This is a genomic window from Citrobacter sp. XY323, from assembly GCF_025106035.1.
In the GTDB taxonomy this organism is placed as follows: domain Bacteria; phylum Pseudomonadota; class Gammaproteobacteria; order Enterobacterales; family Enterobacteriaceae; genus Citrobacter; species Citrobacter braakii.
Genome location: NZ_JANYUK010000004.1, coordinates 305,187 through 322,439, shown reverse-complemented (window position 1 = coordinate 322,439; position 17,253 = coordinate 305,187). Strand labels below are relative to the sequence as shown.

Genomic DNA, 17,253 nt, shown 5'->3' with positions numbered 1-17,253 from the left:
GCCGCGGAGTCCTGACGGGAGTGTTTACGCAATCCGACAGGCGTCGGCTTCCCAGCGATACCCTACGCCATAGACCGCGCGGATAAATGACTGCTCCGCATCCAGCGATTCCAGCTTGCGTCGCAGGTTCTTAATATGGCTGTCGATGGTTCGGTCGGTAACGACTCGGTAATCGTCATAGAGATGATTGAGCAACTGTTCACGGGAGAACACTTTTCCCGGTTCATGCGACAGCGTTTTGAGTAAGCGAAATTCAGCAGGCGTTAAGTCGAGCATTTTCCCACGCCAGGACGCCTGAAAACGACCTTCATCGACGATCAACGGGCTGTCAGCATCCATCTGTTGCAGTTCGCGCTGCGGCTTGCAACGGCGCAGAATCGTCTTCACGCGAGCAACAACTTCACGCGGGCTGTAGGGTTTGCAAATATAATCATCCGCACCGATCTCCAGCCCCAGCAGGCGATCAATTTCTTCTATCTTGGCGGTTACCATCATGATGGGGACTTCAGAGAATCGGCGGATTTCCCGGCACAGAGTCAGGCCGTCGGTACCAGGCAGCATCAGATCCAACAAGATCAGATCGGGCGGCGTCTGACGCACGTAAGGAAGAACCAGATCGCCGTGGCTGATGAGCGTAGGAGCGTAGCTTGCCGCGCGCAGATAGTCGATAAGCAGTTGCCCCAGCTTGGGCTCGTCTTCCACGATCAGAATACGCGGCGTGTTTTCATCAATGGGTAACTCAGTCATACATCTCTCTGTAAATCGCGTTCCAGCGGTAATGTTACTGTAATGCTAACCCCGCCAAAAGGCGAATGGGCGGCGCGAATCAGACCATTATGCGCCTGTACGATATTGACGCAAATTGCCAGCCCCAGCCCGGAACCACCGCTGGCACGGTTACGCGAGCCTTCGGTGCGATAAAATCGTTCAAACAGCTTCTGTAACTGGTCGTCACTTACGCCGGGAGCGGAATCAGCGAAGGTTAATAAAACCATACGCTCGCGTTGTTCGGCGCTGATGTGCAGTCCGCCGCCGCTGTCGGTGTAGCGCAGACTGTTTTCCAACAGATTGTTGAACAACTGCATCAGACGATCCCTGTCGCCAAATACCGTCATGCTGTCCGGGAGTGAAAGTTGTATCGTCAGTCCACGGCTGGCAAAGCGTTCACGAAATGCGCCACTTGCCACTTCCAACAGGGGGATGAGATCCAGCGATGTTTTCTGGTAGGCCAGCGCGCCTTCATCGGACATGGAGAGCTGATGCAGATCGTCCACCAGCTTGGTGAGCGTACCCACTTCAGCTTGCAAAGAGGCAACGGAGTCAGGGGTGAACTGGCGTACGCCATCCTGAATGGCCTCCAGTTCACCGCGCAACACCGCTAACGGCGTACGCAGTTCGTGAGAAATATCGGCCATAAAGTCACGACGCATCTGCTGGTTTTTTTCCAGCGTACTGGCAAGCTGGTTGAAGTCCTGCGCCAGCTTGCCCAGCTCATCCGTACTGGTCGGCGCAACGCGAGTGGTGAAATCGCCAGCCGCCAGTTTGTGCGTGCCTTCCACTAACCGCTTGACCGGGGCCAGCAGGCTGCGCGCCAGCGTAAACGTTGCCAGCGCCGCCAGGATCGTGGAGAGCGCGACGATGAGCCAACTGGAACGTCTTTGCTGCATGTCGAAATTGATATCCGTATTGCGCGTTAAGCGTTCCACGGGAGAGGCAATCACGGCACCGACTTCGCTACCGTTGACGCGGATCGGATGGCGCATACCGTCACGGGGGACCGGAGCACGCGGACCGACCAGCACGCGGGCATTTTGGTCGACAACCCAAAACTGCGTACGCCAGCCGTGCGGCGGCATGCCGGGGCCGGGTTTATCATCGTCGTTGTCGTGTTCAAAAGAGCGCAGGATCTGAAAAACAAACCGATCGTTATTGCGTAAGAATCGCCAGTTGCCGTGCTGTTCATACTGCTCGCTTAATGCGTCGCTGAGCATTTGCAGCCGCTGTTCGTTACCGTGCTTGATATAGTCAATAAAACCGCGTTCGAAGCTTATGCGTACGGCCCAGTGCATGCTGATCAGCAACACGATGCAGGTGGCGAAAATCGCCAGAAACAGTTTGCCGGTGATACCGGGCCGCCAGAACTTCATCAGGTGCTCCTTTTGCGCCGTGAAATCACCGCGTTGGTTTGCGTGTCGTTCGGCACGCGGGCAAAAATAATGGCAGGCAGCGCGATAATGAATGCGATGCACAGCCAGGTATACATAAAGACGGTATGCGTACTTCCGCTGTCGATGACGCTATGCTGCTGACCGAACATACCTAGCAGCAGTCCCGCGATGGTCACCCCGATACTCATCGACAGCTGCATGATCATTGACAGCAGGCTGTTACCACTGCTGGCGAGATCGTCAGGCAGGTCTTTTAACGTCAGGGTGTTCATGGATGAAAAGCGCGTTGAGTTGACCATTCCCTGTAAGAACAGTACGAAGGGCAGGGCGTAATACCAGCCGAGCAGCGCGGTGGTCATCAGCAGCAGACTGACCAGCGACAGGCCAAGCGTTGTAGCGACCAGTACGCGACGGTAGCCAAAGCGGTTAACGACCTGCACCACAATGCGCTTCATGCCCATACTGCCGAGCACCATCGGGATCATCATCAGCCCGGCATGAAAGGGGGAAAAACCGAGGCCTATTTGTAAAAACACCGGCGTCATAAACGGCAGCATACCGCTACCGATGCGTCCGGCAAAACTGCCGAAAAGACCCAGCGAGAAGGTCGGTGTGCGAAACAGACTCAGGCTGAACAGCGCGCGTGGATTACGATGGGCGTGTTTCAGATACAGCGCAATAACCAGCACTCCGCAGATAACCAACGCTGCCAGCGAGATACTGGAGATGCCGGTTCCTTTACTGCCATCAAGCGCCAGCGTCAGTACCGCCATGCCGACTGCCAGCATCGCAAATCCGGAGAGATCGAAGCGTCGGGTTTGCATGGTGTAGTTGGGCATCAGCATTAACGTCGCTATCGCGCCGACAATACCAACCGGAATGTTAATCAAAAATATCCAGTGCCAGGAGGCGTACTCAACCAGAATACCGCCTAATGCCGGTCCCAGTAGCGGGCCAATCTGACCGGGCAATGTGACAAACGTCATCGCCGCCATATATTGCTCACGCGGGACGATTTTCATCACCGTTAGCCTGCCGACCGGCACCATCATCGCACCGCCAACGCCTTGTAAGACGCGCGCCATCACCAGTTCGTTGAGTGTGCTGGACCCGGCGCAAAACAGCGAGCCAAGCGTAAACAGGATGATGGCGGTGAAGAAGATATTACGCACGCCAACTTTGTCCGCCAGCCATCCGCTGGCGGGCAGCATCACGGCAACGGTTAAAACATATGACACAATGACCATATGCATGTGTAACGGGCTTTCCCCGAGGCTTGCCGCCATCGAGGGAAGCGCAGTATTCACGATGGTGGTATCCAGCGACTGCATAAAAAAGCCGAATGCCACAATCCAAAGCTGCCAGCGGGTGCTGTCGGGAAGTTCTGTCATAACTCTGCTACCGGTTTGCTGTTTTTACGCGAAAAACGCAGACGCAGACGGTCGAAAAAGAGATAGACCACAGGCGTGGTGTACAGCGTCAGGAGTTGACTCACGACCAGCCCGCCGACAATGGTTATCCCCAAAGGTTGACGTAGTTCAGAGCCATCCCCGGCGGATAACACCAGCGGCAGCGCGCCAAACAACGCCGCCAGCGTGGTCATCATGATTGGGCGAAAGCGCAGCAGGCAGGCCTGGAAAATGGCTTCTTCTGGCTGTAGCTTGCCGTTTCTCTGCGCTTCCAGCGCAAAATCGACCATCATGATGGCATTTTTCTTCACAATGCCAATTAATAGCATTATCCCTATCAGGGCGATTAGGCTGAACGGGGCATTGAACAGCTCCAGCGCCAGCAAAGCCCCGACGCCAGCTGAAGGTAGCGTGGAGAGAATGGTCAGGGGATGAACATAGCTTTCATACAGCATCCCCAGAACGATGTAGACCGTGGCAATGGCGGCGATAATCAGGATCACCTGTGAGTTCATGGTGTCCTGAAATACCTGTGCCGTGCCGGCAAAGCTACCGCGAACCGTGGAGGGCACGCCGAGCTGGGTCATGGTTCTGTTGATAGCCTCTGTCGCCTCAGACAGTGAAGAACCTGTTGGCAGGTTAAACGACACGGTTGAGGCAGCGGACAAGCCCTGATGGTTTACCGACAGCGGGGCATTCGCCGGTTGCCATTTGGCAAAGTACGATAGCGGGATTGCCTTACCGTCATTGTTGATGACGAACATTTTATCCAGCGCACTGATATCCTGGGTGTAACGTCGATCGACCTCCATCACCACTTTGTACTGGTTCATCGGTTGATAAATAGTTGAAATTTGCCGTTGTCCAAAAGCGTTGTTCAACAGGCTGTTAGCGGCTGCAACGTCGATCCCCAGACGAGACATGGTGTCGCGATCGTAGACCAGGTTCATTTCCGCGCCATTGTCCTGCTGATCGGAGTTGACATCCGCCAGTTGGGGCAGGGCGGCAAGCGCCTTACGGATCTTCGGTTCCCACTCGCGCAGTGCCGCCAGATCGTCGGAAAGCAATGTGTATTGATAGCTGGCATTGGCCTGGCGACCGCCGACGCGAATATCCTGCACCGCCATCAGAAACAGATTCGCGCCAGGCTCTTTTGCAAGCGCGACGCGCAGGCGGTCGATCACCTGCTGAGCGGTTTCACCGCGCTCATCGCGTGGCTTGAGGGTGATAAACATCATCCCGCTGTTAACCCGGGAACCGCCGGTAAATCCGGTGACGTTATTCACCGCCGGGTCGTCGCGGATGATCTTCATAAAGTCCTGCAGTTTGCCGCGCATCGCCTGGAAAGAGATGCTCTGGTCGGCCTGAATCCCCCCCATCAACACGCCCGTATCCTGCTCCGGGAAGAAGGTTTTGGGGATGGAAATATAAAGCCAGATATTCAGCGCAATGGTGCCAAGTAACACCACGCCCACCAGTCGCGTATGGCGCAGCACCCACTTAAGCGAAGTGCCGTAACTCTGTTGCAGTGCCACCAGCACACGACCAAAACCTCGTTTACGAGACTGTTCACGCGGGGCGCTGGATTTGAGCATCCAGCCACACATCATTGGCGTTAATGTCAGCGACACCAGCAGCGAGATACCGATAGCAACTGACAGCGTGACGGCAAATTCGCGCAGCAAGCGCCCAGGCAATCCGCCCATTAACAGCAGCGGGAGGAACACCGCTACCAGCGACAGGCTCATTGAGAGCACCGTGAATCCCACTTCGCGCGTACCTTGTAGCGCCGCCTGCAGTGGCTTCATTCCCGCTTCCAGGTGGCGGGCAATATTTTCCAGCACCACGATCGCGTCATCAACGACAAATCCCGTGGCAATGGTCAACGCCATTAATGACAGGTTGTTCAGGCTGAATCCGCACAGATACATGGCGGCAAAGGTACCGATCAGCGAGACCGGAACCGCTACCGCAGGGATCAGGGTCGCGCGCCCGGAGCGCAGGAAAACAAAGACCACCAGAATAACCAGCGCAACGGAGATAATCAGCGTCTGTTCGACTTCCTCCAGCGAGGCGCGAATGGTCGGTGAACGGTCCTGGGCAATTTGCAGATCGATGGCGGCCGGGACCAGCGTTTGTAACTCCGGTAATTTGGCCCGAATGCTGTCTACCGTCTGAATAATATTGGCTTCTGGCAGCTTGCGGATCATCAGCAGGATAGCCGGTTTAGCGTTGGTCATCCCCGCGTTACGTACGTCCTGCACCGAGTCGCTCACAGACGCAACATCGCCCAGCCGCACCGCAGCGCCGTTATTGTAGTGGATGATGATCGGCTGGTACTCGGCGGCGGTTTTCAGCTCATCGTTGGTTTGTACCTGCCAGCGATGGGTATCATTCTCGATAGCTCCCTGCGGCTTACGCACATTGGCGTTAGCAATCGCGCTACGCACGTCGTCCAGCGACACGCCCTGATTAAACAGCGCTTGCGGATTAAGCCCTACGCGCACGGCAGGCAGAGAGCTGCCCCCAACGTCGACGTCACCCACGCCGTCGATTTGCGCGATGGTCTGTGCTAATTGGGTTGATGCGAAATCGTACAGTTCACCCTGCGAGTAAGTGTCCGACGTGAGCGTCAGGATCATGATTGGCGCATCGGAAGGGTTGGCTTTGCGGTACGTGGGGCGGCTTGGCATGCCGCTGGGTAGCAGGCTTTGCGCTGCGTTAATCGCGGCCTGAACATCCCGCGCCGCGCCATTGATGTCACGGTCGAATTTGAATTCAAGAATAATGCGCGTACTGCCAAGGGAACTGCTCGAGGTCATTTCGTTCACGCCCGCGATGCGCCCCAGTGAGCGCTCCAGCGGGGTGGCTACCGAAGACGCCATCGTTTCAGGGGAAGCGCCGGGTAATGATGCGCTGACCATGATCACCGGGAAATCCACCTGCGGCAGCGGAGCTACCGGCAGCAGACGAAAGCCCAGTATCCCGCACAGGGTGATGGCCACCGAAATGAGAATGGTCGCCACCGGACGATGAATGAAAAGCGCGAAAAATTTCATTTACGCTTCCTCTTCCTGACGCGGGAAGCGGCTTTTCACGTACAGCGACAGGCGGTCAAACAGCAGATAAATCACCGGGGTGGTAAACAGGGTTAATACCTGGCTTACCAGCAGACCGCCGACCATACCAATTCCTAATGGACGACGTAATTCGGCCCCCACGCCGGTACTTAACATCAGCGGCAACGCGCCGAGCAGTGCCGCCAACGTAGTCATCAGAATCGGGCGAAAACGCAGCAGACAGGCCTGGAAAATAGCGTCGTGTGGGGTCATGCCCTGTTCGCGCTCCGCGGCAAGGGCGAAGTCGATCATCATGATGGCGTTTTTCTTGACGATACCGATGAGCAAAATAATGCCGATAATCGCGATGACGTCCAGTTCACTGCCGGCAATCATTAACGCCAGGAGGGCGCCAACGCCCGCCGTGGGTAGCGTGGAGAGAATGGTAATCGGGTGAATATAGCTTTCATACAGCACGCCGAGAACGATATACATCGCGACAACCGCAGCCACAATCAACCAAATGGTATTACCCAGCGCGGCCTGGAAAGCGAGCGTACTGCCCTGGAACTGGGTGGTAATATTTGCTGGCAGATTGAGCGTTTTTTCGGCATCCAGAATTGCCTGCACCGCATCGCCCAGCGAATGACCGTCCGGTACGTTGAACGAGATGGTGGTGACCGGGAACTGATCGAGGTGGTTAATCGACAGCGGAGCGAAACGCTGTTCAATGCTGGCGATTGCGCTAAGCGGAACCACGCCGCCGTCGCTGCTGGTCAGACGGATAGTGTCCAGTGCAGCAAGCCCCGGCGTACTATTGGTGTCATGTTCCAACACGACGCGATACTGGTTGGCCTGGGTGTAGATGGTTGAAATCAGTCGCTGGCCGAAGGCGTTGTACAGGGCGTTATCGACATCCGCCATGCTGATGCCTAAACGGCTGGCGCTATCGCGATTGACGTTCACATACGCCACCAGCCCTTTGTCCTGCCAGTCGCTACTGACATCGGACAGTTGCGGTAGCTGGTGTAGTTTTTCTAACAGCTGTGGAACCCAGGTGCTGAGGGCATCAAGGGACGTTGCTTGCAGCGTAAACTGATATTGCGTCCGGCTGACCTGGGTATCAATCGTCAGGTCCTGGGTGGGCTGAAGATAGAGATCAACGCCGGGTACTCTGTCAACCGCGTCCTGTAGGCGTGCGATCACTTTCTGCACGCGATCGTCGCGATCGTCCAGCGGCTTAAGGTTGATTTGCAGACGCGCGCTGTTTAATGCCGGATTAGTACCATCCACGCCGACAAAAGCGGTCAGGCTCTCTACCGCCGGATCTCGAAGGATGACATCGGAAACCTGGCGCTGGCGCTGGGCCATGCTGGCAAATGAACTGGACTGCGGCGCCTGCAGCGTACCCTGGATGATGCCGTTGTCCTGGATCGGGAAGAATCCTTTGGGGATAAAGACCCATAACATAACGCTCAGTGCCAGCGTGCCGAGCGCCACGCCCAGCGTGAGCCACGGATGGTTCAGCACTTTTGCCAGCCAGTGACCGTACCCGGCAATGACGCGATCGAACATACGCTCCGAGGCCCGGGAGAAGCGGTTCTGCTTACGCAACGAGGCCTGATTAAGCATGCGCGCGCACATCATCGGCGTGAGGGTGAGCGAGACGACGGCGGAAATCAGAATTGCCACGGCCAGCGTAACGGCAAACTCGCGGAATAATCGGCCAACGATATCACCCATAAACAACAGCGGGATCAGCACGGCGATTAGCGAAAATGTCAGAGAGATGATGGTAAAACCAATCTCACCAGCCCCCTTCAGGGCGGCAGTCAGCGGTTTTTCGCCTTTTTCGATATAGCGAGAAATATTCTCGATAACCACGATAGCGTCATCCACTACGAATCCTGTCGCGATGGTTAGCGCCATTAGGGTCAGGTTATTGATGGAGAAATCAAGAAATACCATCACCGCGAAAGTACCGATGAGCGACAATGGAACGGCGACCGCAGGAATAATCGTCGCCGGAATATTGCGCAGGAACAGGTAGATGATCATCACCACCAGCGCAATCGCCAGCATTAGCTCAAACTGGGTGTCTGCAACGGAGGCACGAATATTGGTCGTACGATCCGAAAGCACGCTGACCTTAACTGATTTGGGCAGGCTTTCGGTGAGCTGCGGCAGCATTTGACGGATACTGTCTGCCGTGGAGATGATGTTCGCCCCAGGCTGGCGCTGAACATTCATTACAATGGCTTGTTGCTTATTGGCCCATGCGCCCAGCCAGCTATTTTCTGCCCCTTGTTCGACGGTGGCGACATCGCCCAGACGAACCGGCGCACCGTTTTTATAGGCCACGATGAGCTGGCGATATTCGTCTGCGGACTGCATCTGGTCGTTGGCGGAAAGGGTGACAGCACGCGTTGGGCCATCAAGACTCCCTTTTGCCGAATTGACGTTAGCCCCGGTAATGGCTGTACGGATGGTTTCGCTGGTCAGACCGAGTGCGGCAATAGCCTGTGCGTTAAGCTTCACGCGGACCGCCGGTCGTTGCCCGCCGGAAAGTGTTACCAGACCGACACCGGAAACCTGAGAGATTTTCTGCGCGACGCGGGTTTCGACCATATCTTCCACCTGCGTCATCGGCATGGCGCTGGACGTGACCGCCAGCGTCATGATCGGTGGATCTGCCGGGTTTACCTTGCTGTAGACCGGCGGATTGGGCAGATCGCCCGGTAATAAATTGGTGGCGGCGTTAATCGCCGCCTGAACTTCCTGCTCGGCAACATCCAGCGGGAGTGTCAGTTGAAACTGCAACGTGACGACCGATGCGCCGCCGGAACTTTGCGAGGACATCTGTTTTAAGCCGGACATCTGTCCGAACTGACGCTCAAGCGGTGCGGTTACCGCCGAGGTCATGACGTCCGGGCTGGCGCCCGGGTACAGCGTAACGACCTGAATCGTGGGGTAATCGACTTCCGGTAAGGCGGCGATCGGCAGGAAACGATAACCGATAATACCGGCAAGCAAAATCGCGACCATCAGCAGCGTGGTGGCGACAGGTCGCAGAATAAACAGGCGTGATGGCCCGCCTGTGTTGTGCGGAGGTAACACCTGCATCAGGAGTTAGCTCCTTTTTTGCCGTATCCGCGGGGCGCAGTTTTCTCGTCCTGAGCTGAGGCGTCATGCGCCTGTACAACTTCTACTTTTGCGCCTTCCGTCAGGCGGTCAATACCGTCGGTTACGACCCGATCACCTGCGGACAACCCGGCGGCGATCACTACTTTTTGGCTATCCTGAATACCTGGTTTAACCAGATGTTTGCTCACTTTATTCTCGCTGTTCAGCACCCAGACAAAATGGCCCTCATTGCCCATCTGCAGGGCGGCCGTTGGGATCACCACGGCATTTTGTTCCGTGTCGACCAGCATGCGGGCGTTAACGAACTGGTTAGGGAATAAAGCATCATCCTGATTGTTAAAACGGGCTTTAACTTTGATGGTTCCGGTCGTGGCATCAATCTGATTGTCCAGACTGAGCAGGACGCCTTCGCTCAGTTTTTGCGAATTGGTTCGGTCCCAGGCTTCAACCTTTAACGGAGTCCCCGATTTTTGCGCCCGCATCACGGTGGCAATGTCGTTTTCAGGCAAGGTGAATATCAGGTCGATAGGATGGGTTTGCGTAATGACGACGATTCCGGTGGTATCGCCGCTGGAAATTTGGTTACCGACGTCGACCTGCTTCAGACCGACACGCCCCTCTACAGGCGCGGTTATCCGGCTCCAGTCAAGCTGCAATTGGGCGCTGGCGACGCTGGCTTCATCGGCTTTGATTGTCCCTAACGTTTCATTTACCAGCGCCTGCTGGGCATCCAGCTCCTGGCGAGAGACCAGATTAGTTTTCACCAGCTGTTGATAGCGGGCAAGATCGCGACGGGCATTTGCCAGCGTGGCTTTATCTTTTGCCAGTTGGCCCTGCGCCTGAGCCAGAGCAACTTTGAACTGGCTGGGATCTATCTCTGCCAGCAGGTCGCCGGCTTTTACCTGCTGTCCTTCCTCGAAGTGTAAGGCAATGAGCTGACCATCCACCCGGCTACGTACCGTGGCGGTATTTGCGGCAGTAATGGTACCCAGTCCTGTCAGGTAACGCGGAACGGCTTCCATGGCGGCGGTGGCAGCCTGAACGGGAGCCAACGGCCCGGAGCGCATTCCACGCCGTCCCGAACCTGGCGTGTGCTGCGCTGGTTTGGTCGCGCCCGGTGCGTTTTCCTGGGCGTCGTTACGGCTTTGCCAGAACCAGATGGCGGCGACGGTGGCCACAACGATCGCGATTGCTATCACCCAGCGGGATTTTTTACTGCCTTTCATTGTTATAAGTTTCTCATCCTGAAACGATTCGCGGAATGATACTAGTTTAGCCAGCGAACAAGGGAGAAAAATGGAGGAATTATGAAACACTGTCGGGATTCGTCTGAATGCTGATGCGGCTTTGCGAAGCGTTACGCAACAATCGGTGGTGAAGATAGCGAATACGTGATTGTGCGTTAGAGTGCTGATAAGGCTAAAAGGAGGAGAGCCAGAGATTTCAGCGGGACGCTGGAACGGAAAAGCCCCTCCCGAGGAAGGGGCCAAAATAGGGAAAGGGTTATGATGAAGCAGGTCATCATCCTGGTGATACTCTTAGTGATTAGCTTACCGGCTTACTAAGACACCAGGGGGAGGAGAAGCTCTCCCTAACCCTCACTCCTGAAATTAAGCCACAGCAATGGTGATGTCAATACGCGTACTTTTCAGCATGCGAGCCGCTTAGCGGAAAACAACGTCAGCCCAGCGGGCCAGTCCGGCAGTAACGGAACCGAAATCATCGCCCCCCGCGATCGGAATCCCGGGAAGTTGCTGGGCGAGGGCTTTTTTAATCAGCGGCGAACGCGCGCTACCGCCGGTCAGGTAAATCACGTCCGGTTTTTCCTGCGCGTTTTCCAGCGCCAGTTGAACCTGCTCCAGAATGCGCGCCAGGGGCTGATTGAGCGCAGCTTCCAGCCCGTGTTGACTGATATCGGTTGCCAGCGTGTTGCTGATAAACGGTATCGCCGCCGTCACAATGGTCTGATCGGAGAGCGCGATTTTGCTCTCTTCTGCGCTGCGCACCAGGCGATAGCTCAGACGCTCGCGCCAGACTTTAAGCAGTAGGGCGACTTTATCGGCTTCTTTCGCGTCACGGACAAGATCGTTGAGCAAGCGACCGTTGGCGCTACTGTAGAAGTCACTTTGCGCGGGAACATCGTTGATCGCGACCGCGTTCCACCAGGGCAGAATAGGTAAGGCGATCCCTTTTTCCGTTTCTCCCCCCATACCGAGCAGCGGCATCAGATGTTTAAACGCCAGCGCAATATCCAGATCGTTCCCGCCAACGCGGCAGCCGCTGTGCCCCAGCAGGCTGTTTTCGCGATCGGCGCGCTGATGCCATTGCGGCCCCATCAGCAGCAGTGAACAGTCGGTTGTACCCCCGCCAATATCCACTACCAGCACGCGTTTTTCTTCCTGCAGCGTGGCTTCGTAATCCAGACCAGCCGCTACCGGCTCGTACTGGAAGACGACATCCTGAAAACCGGCGCGTTTGGCCGCACGTTCAAGAATACCCTGCGCCTGGGCGTTGGCATCATCGCCCCCTAACCCCTGGAAGTTGATGGGACGACCAATAACGGCCTGGCTGATGGCTTCCGGCAACTGATTTTGTGCCTGGTTGCGTATGTGCAGCATCATCGCGCAGACCAGATCTTCAAACAGCGCAACCTGCTGCGGCTTCAGACCGCTGGCACCCAAAAATGATTTTGGCGATTTAACGAAGTACACCTCTTCCGGGTCTTCAATATATTGACCCAGCGATGCCAGACCGAACTGCACGCTGTTGGCGTTAACGTCGATGTCTTCTTCGCGGTTATAGCGCATCGCGCGGCGAAGCAGCGCCTGCGTTTCGTCGTCCGTGGTTGGGATGTCGTGATGGCGATACAGCCACTCGCTGACCGCTTCGCGCGTTGGCGCGCACAGCATTGAAGGCAGAAGCGTGCTGTTATTTTCCATTTTGAGCAGGTGAGGCTGCCCGTCACGCATAACGGCCACTGAACAGTTTGCCGTACCGTAGTCAAAACCAATAAACACCGTAAAAATCCCCATGCCAGTGAAGAAGGGGCGTGACTTTAACGAAATGTTGACGCTCCGACAACTGGAATGTGAAAGCAAGGCGCATCGATTGAATACCGTTTATGCTGTAGGTTTGCATAAAAAGGAAAACTGAATGTTCACGCTGAGCTGGCAACCGCCTTATGACTGGCCCTGGATGCTGGGATTTCTTGCCGCCCGTGCGGTTGACGGTGTCGAAACGGTGGAGGAACTGAGTTATACCAGAAGCCTGTCCGTAGGGGAGCATCGGGGTCTGGTGCGCGTCGTACCGGATTTGCACGCCAATGTGCTACACGTGACGTTAAGTTCGGGATTACAACCCGCCGCCCCCGAGTGCCTGGCGAAAATAACCCGCTTGTTTGATCTTACCTGTTGCCCGCAGCAAATAGTCAGCGCGCTGGGAAGCCTTGGTGCGGCGCGTCCGGGACTGCGCCTGCCGGGATGTGTCGATGCTTTTGAGCAAGGGGTACGGGCGATTTTAGGGCAGTTAGTCAGCGTGGCTATGGCGGCAAAACTGACGGCGAAAGTCGCCCATGCTTATGGCGACACGCTGGAGGATGCGCCAGGTTATGTTTGTTTTCCCATGCCTGAAGCGCTTGCTGACGCCGAACCGCTGCACCTGAAAGCGTTAGGGATGCCGCTCAAACGCGCTGAAGCGTTGATTCACCTGGCGCGTGCAACGCTTGAAGGAACGCTTGCGACAGTAGCGCCTGACGATATTGAGCAAGGCGTTAAGCAACTACAAACGTTTCCCGGAATAGGGCGCTGGACCGCCAACTATTTTGCGCTGCGTGGTTGGCAGGCGAAGGATGTTTTTCTGCCGGATGATTATCTGATTAAACAGCGTTTTCCCGGCATGACGCCAGCCCAGATCCGGCGGTATGCAGAGCGTTGGAAACCCTGGCGCTCCTATGCACTCTTGCATATCTGGTACACGGATGGCTGGCAGCCGTCAGTTGATGGCGAAATTACTGGTATTCAGTAGCAGATCCAACGGTTGGGCGCTGGCAATAATGTCGCCATAAATCATGTCAATACCGATGCCAGAAAGCGCATCCATGATAAGCGGCAACTGCACCGGACCGGCGATGCTTTTAATGTCCAGGCGCTGGGCATGGCCCTGGATAATGGACACCCACATCTCGTCAATCAGGTCTCCGTGAGCGCTGGCGCTTAGCTCGCTGTCGAGCAAAAGGTAATCGACAATGTGGTATTTCAGATTGTCAAAAAGCTCTAAATCACGACCGACCTGACTTAACACAATTCGACAACCGAACTGACGTAGCCGATGCAGGGCGGATATCGCCTGCGTTGGATTCGTTTTGATGACGCTGGCCGGAACGGTCAGGTGCAGCAGCCGTGGCGGTAACGGGCTATGTTGCAATTGTTCCAGCAGCTCATCAACAAGTTCTGAATTGAGCAGCCCGGCGGCGGAAAGGGGGAGCGCAACACTGAGGCCCTTGCTGGCGACTGCCGGGGCAGCATTCTGGAAGAATTCGCTGAATACCCGACGGTCGAGCGCTTGATTCAATGTGGGATCGACCAGCCCGGTACGGAATGTTTGCTCTTCAATCACTTCGCCTTCAGCGGTCCCTAAGCGTAGCGATATAAGCCAGAAGCTAAACGTCTCAGGTATACGTGGAGAAGCCACGCCTCTGGCGATCATCAGCATCGGGCTGTGCATAATGGTATGCTTTTGTTCGTCCAATGACAGTTGGCTACGCGCGGCATGCGCCTGGCTTTGCTGGGGTTCATAGACGCAGACACGCCCACGTCCGCTGTTTTTCGCCGCGTAGCAGGCGATATCCGCCTGAGACATGACGTCAGTCGCGATATGATTTTTGTCATCAATCAGCGTAATTCCCGCACTGGCGCCAATGCGGTGCAAGCGGCCATCCCACATGAAGTGGTAATCGTTAATAGCACTGATGATGCGACCTGAGATGAAGCGGGCGCTTTCGATATTACAATCCGGCAGCAACAGACCAAACTCGTCGCCGCCAAGGCGCGCCAGCATATCGCTGGACCGCAGCATGCTTAGCATCAGTGAAGAGAGTTCGCGCAGCAGGGCATCGCCTGCAGCATGACCTGCGCTATCGTTCACCGCTTTAAAACGATCAAGATCGATAAAAACCAGCACATGACTCTGGTGCGCGTCGTGCACCGTATGCAGCAACTGTTTGAGATGGTTTTCAAAGCTGACCCGATTGGCCAACTGCGTCAGGTCGTCATGCGAAGCGCTGTAGCTAAGCTGGCGCAGCATCTTACGTGACTCGGTGACATCCTGAATGACCAGCACCGAGCCAATGCTGCCGCCATCAAGGGTGCTGAGGGGCGTGATGCTGTACTGAATGTCATAACTGTTGCCGTTGCGACAATGCAGGACGACTTCTTGTTCCATTGCCTTACGCGACATGTCGGCACTGTAGATATTTTCCATCAGCGGACCGTTATCGCCGAAAGTAATACGCAGTACTGTCAGGAGCGGAATGCCAATTGCGTTTTCCTGTTGCCAGCCGCTCATTTTCTCAGCGACCGGATTCATAAAGGTCACATTCATGTCGACATCAATACAAATCACCGCCTCGCCGATGGAGTCCAGTGTAATATGCAAACGCTCTTTTTCTTGAAACAGCGCTTCGTTGAGCTGCTTCACCTCGGTCATATCCATATTGATGCCAAGTAAGCGTTCAACTTCACCGTCTTTATTCAGTACCCGGTTGGCCAACGAGCGGATATGCCGTATGCCACCTTTTACTGCGATACGAAACTCAAGCTTAAACGGGGCTCGTGCGGCCAGCGAATCGCGAATCACATTTTCGGCGTGTTCGCGATCTTCAGGCACAACGCATTCATACCAGACTTGCCAGCTGGGCTTGATATGTGCCGGGACTTCGTAGAGATCGAACATACGCTTATCCCAGCTGATCACATCAGGCTGCAGTTCCCATTCCCAAATGCCGATCCCCCCGGCTTCATTAGCGAGCGTAATGCGCTCCATCAGCCGTTTGTTCATCCACTCGGTATGCTTCAGATCGTTAATATCCTCAATCTGCGCAATAAAGTAGAGTGGGGTGGTGTCGCTATGGCGCACCAGCGAAACGGCCAGCAAGGCCCATACCACCTCGCCTGCGCGCGTGTAATAGCGTTTCTCCATGGAATAGCTATTAATTTCCCCGCGCGCCAGCATGTTTAACTGTTCGAGGTCATTGTTCAAATCTTCCGGCCAGGTTAATTGCTGGAAGGTGAGCGAACGTAGCTCCTCCTGGCTATAGCCCAGAAACTGGCACAAGGCTTTATTGGCCTGTAGCCATTGCCCCTCAGTCCCGACCAGCGCCATGCCAATTGCGGAATATTCCATAGCATTGCGAAAGCGCGCTTCGCTTTCTGAGATGTGCTTGCGTTCTGCCCGAAACGCGTACATCACCATGGTCATCATATTGGCTGGCAACAGGATCATCAAAAACGGCAGCCACGGTATGCTGGTCATCATGTTCTGTTTGGGGGTGTAGAGCAGCGAAGGGTCAGCGGCCAACATCAGCGAAACCATCATCACGGTGCTGAGGAAAATTAAAAACGCCTCCATACGCGGCAGACGGACAGCGCTCCACATCAACAGGACAATAACGCAGGTAAACGGCCATGGAATGAACATCATCGACAGCCAACTGAACGTTAACGTCACCAGAAGCGTAATCAGGGTTTCAAGCAGTAATCGCGGATTGCGGTGGCGCAGCAGATAATGTGGCTTAAACAGTAAACCTAATGGTACCAGCGCCAGCGCGCCGATGGATTCTGACAGCACCCAAATGAGGAAGGTATTTAACGACGTTTCTTGCGGTAATAATAACCAGAGTAATACGCCGCCCAGCAGCGGAGGGACCACTGCGCTGCCGAATGCCAGGCGCGCCCAGTCGTTGAGATTTTGTAAAGGATTGTACCAGGGCAGCAGTTTGCGCAATAACATTGCCCCCACGACAGCCTCAATAATGTTGATGGCCGTGTAGGTAAAGCTAAGCGACTCTCCGGGGAAGAAGAGCAAAGAACCCGCGATGTTACCCAATGAGCACGCCAGCGCGATCCCCGGCCACATTTTTCCCGCATGACGGTAAAAAGCCACCATCATGATTGAGGTCGGAAACCACAGCGGCGCCAGCTGCGCCCCGAAACGAGACAGTTCCAGCGAGAACAGCGTAAAGATGAAAGCCACCAGACCTAAACTGGCCAGGCGCAGTAGAGGATGAGGTAAGGTAACTAAAACATGTTGGGATTGTTTACTCATTACCACTCTACCCAAATAGCCGTTGTCGCCCAGTAGAGATGCCGGACGCATCACATTTAATCTGGGTTTATGCTAGTACAAATAATTTACAATTTATACGCCAGCTGCTCATAAATTAACACTCTCAAGCTATTAATTACTAAGGCTGGCGAA

The 17,253-nt window shown here is 55.3% G+C and carries 10 protein-coding genes; 2 read left to right on the top strand and 8 right to left on the bottom strand.

What is annotated here, in order from left to right; all coding sequences use genetic code 11:
• Window positions 1-24: 24 nt before the first annotated feature.
• Genes baeR through N0B36_RS07990 form a run of 6 tightly spaced genes read right to left on the bottom strand, consistent with a single transcriptional unit; the run spans window position 25 to window position 11,006 of the window.
• Window positions 25-747 carry a two-component system response regulator BaeR gene (gene baeR / locus N0B36_RS08015; RefSeq protein WP_019077149.1) on the bottom strand — a complete coding sequence of 241 codons (723 nt, stop codon included), beginning with the start codon at window positions 745-747 and terminating at the stop codon, window positions 25-27.
• Window positions 744-2,147, bottom strand: a complete 1,404-nt coding sequence (gene baeS, locus N0B36_RS08010) for a two-component system sensor histidine kinase BaeS (RefSeq protein ID WP_016153606.1) — start codon at window positions 2,145-2,147, stop codon at window positions 744-746. Before baeS ends, baeR begins: the two co-directional genes overlap by 4 nt.
• Window positions 2,147-3,559: an MFS transporter gene (locus N0B36_RS08005; RefSeq protein ID WP_259687045.1), complete on the bottom strand. Its 1,413-nt coding sequence runs from the start codon at window positions 3,557-3,559 to the stop codon at window positions 2,147-2,149. Before N0B36_RS08005 ends, baeS begins: the two co-directional genes overlap by 1 nt.
• Complete coding sequence (gene mdtC / locus N0B36_RS08000) at window positions 3,556-6,636, bottom strand: multidrug efflux RND transporter permease subunit MdtC (protein ID WP_016153604.1); 3,081 nt, start codon at window positions 6,634-6,636, stop codon at window positions 3,556-3,558. Before mdtC ends, N0B36_RS08005 begins: the two co-directional genes overlap by 4 nt.
• Window positions 6,637-9,759 carry an MdtB/MuxB family multidrug efflux RND transporter permease subunit gene (locus tag N0B36_RS07995; RefSeq protein WP_259687044.1) on the bottom strand — a complete coding sequence of 1,041 codons (3,123 nt, stop codon included), beginning with the start codon at window positions 9,757-9,759 and terminating at the stop codon, window positions 6,637-6,639.
• Window positions 9,759-11,006 (bottom strand): MdtA/MuxA family multidrug efflux RND transporter periplasmic adaptor subunit, encoded by a 1,248-nt coding sequence (locus N0B36_RS07990; RefSeq protein ID WP_259687043.1) that lies wholly within the window; start codon window positions 11,004-11,006, stop codon window positions 9,759-9,761. The genes N0B36_RS07995 and N0B36_RS07990 overlap by 1 nt, the downstream gene beginning before the upstream one ends.
• A 279-nt stretch (window positions 11,007-11,285) precedes the next feature.
• Here N0B36_RS07990 and N0B36_RS07985 point away from each other — a divergent pair, with 279 nt between their 5' ends.
• The gene (locus N0B36_RS07985) at window positions 11,286-11,345 is read left to right on the top strand and encodes a type I toxin-antitoxin system Ibs family toxin (protein ID WP_109017525.1); all 60 of its coding nucleotides are present in this window, start codon (window positions 11,286-11,288) and stop codon (window positions 11,343-11,345) included.
• A 99-nt stretch (window positions 11,346-11,444) separates the two neighbouring features.
• Here N0B36_RS07985 and yegD read toward each other — a convergent pair whose 3' ends face one another.
• Entirely contained in the window at window positions 11,445-12,797 is a 1,353-nt protein-coding gene (yegD, locus tag N0B36_RS07980; protein WP_259687042.1) for a molecular chaperone, read from the bottom strand.
• 136 nt (window positions 12,798-12,933) lie between these two features.
• Here yegD and alkA point away from each other — a divergent pair, with 136 nt between their 5' ends.
• The gene (gene alkA, locus N0B36_RS07975; RefSeq protein ID WP_259687041.1) at window positions 12,934-13,803 is read left to right on the top strand and encodes a DNA-3-methyladenine glycosylase 2; all 870 of its coding nucleotides are present in this window, start codon (window positions 12,934-12,936) and stop codon (window positions 13,801-13,803) included.
• On the opposite strand, the gene N0B36_RS07970 is transcribed toward alkA, so the two are convergent.
• Window positions 13,771-17,100, bottom strand: a complete 3,330-nt coding sequence (locus N0B36_RS07970; RefSeq protein WP_200051508.1) for a diguanylate cyclase — start codon at window positions 17,098-17,100, stop codon at window positions 13,771-13,773. The two genes, alkA and N0B36_RS07970, sit on opposite strands and share 33 nt — an antisense overlap.
• Window positions 17,101-17,253: the final 153 nt, after the last annotated feature.

What these genes read in the sequence shown, in the direction of transcription:
- baeR (WP_019077149.1), bottom strand. Translation starts at nt 747, where the DNA reads ATGACTGAGTTACCCATTGATGAAAACACGCCGCGTATTCTGATCGTG.
- baeS (WP_016153606.1), bottom strand. Translation starts at nt 2,147, where the DNA reads ATGAAGTTCTGGCGGCCCGGTATCACCGGCAAACTGTTTCTGGCGATT.
- N0B36_RS08005 (WP_259687045.1), bottom strand. Translation starts at nt 3,559, where the DNA reads ATGACAGAACTTCCCGACAGCACCCGCTGGCAGCTTTGGATTGTGGCA.
- mdtC (WP_016153604.1), bottom strand. Translation starts at nt 6,636, where the DNA reads ATGAAATTTTTCGCGCTTTTCATTCATCGTCCGGTGGCGACCATTCTC.
- N0B36_RS07995 (WP_259687044.1), bottom strand. Translation starts at nt 9,759, where the DNA reads ATGCAGGTGTTACCTCCGCACAACACAGGCGGGCCATCACGCCTGTTT.
- N0B36_RS07990 (WP_259687043.1), bottom strand. Translation starts at nt 11,006, where the DNA reads ATGAAAGGCAGTAAAAAATCCCGCTGGGTGATAGCAATCGCGATCGTT.
- alkA (WP_259687041.1), top strand. Translation starts at nt 12,934, where the DNA reads ATGTTCACGCTGAGCTGGCAACCGCCTTATGACTGGCCCTGGATGCTG.
- N0B36_RS07970 (WP_200051508.1), bottom strand. Translation starts at nt 17,100, where the DNA reads ATGAGTAAACAATCCCAACATGTTTTAGTTACCTTACCTCATCCTCTA.